1 protein-coding gene is annotated in these 474 nt (G+C 55.5%); it reads right to left on the bottom strand.

Annotation, left to right across the window (positions count from 1 at the left end):
• On the bottom strand, positions 1–262 hold a 262-nt coding region (locus ON19_RS45225), incomplete at its 3' end, for a hypothetical protein (protein ID WP_157229895.1).
• Positions 263–474: the final 212 nt, after the last annotated feature.

Here is a 474-nt window from a genome sequence, read left to right as displayed (position 1 = left end):
CATTGTCATAGGTGATGTCACCAGCAGCCAGGGAGCCAGCGGCAGCCACCTTGGTGGCCTCGGACAGCAGGTGCCTGCCCTCCTGACCCTGGTTGAAGCCGAAGATGGCCTTGTGCACGTTGTCATAGGTGATGTCACCGGCAGCCAGGGAGCCAGCGGCAGCCATCTTAGTTGCCTCGGAGAGCAGGTGCCTTGAGTTCACCTCATTGCATACTGCTCCGTGGATGAGCAGAGCTCCAACGAGTGCCAACACACGCATCATCTTCAATCCCTCTTGGTGAGCTATCCCCCGAGGTGGTCGACCTTGCGTCGACACGAAGCTCCGGAAGTCGCACTCACTGCCTACAATAAGCTCCAATATTGCTGGATACTTCCAATAACGATATTGGCGATGAGAACCTTATCTTCAGGTTGAGCAAGAAGGTTCACCTGTGTGCCTTGTTCTTGGTGCACGCCCTTACGTATTGATGGTGC

The organism is Nocardia abscessus NBRC 100374 (genome assembly GCF_000308455.1).
Classification (GTDB): Bacteria; Actinomycetota; Actinomycetes; order Mycobacteriales; family Mycobacteriaceae; genus Nocardia; species Nocardia abscessus.
Note: the sequence above shows the minus strand (reverse complement) of the source record. Positions and strands in the feature narration are given on the sequence as shown.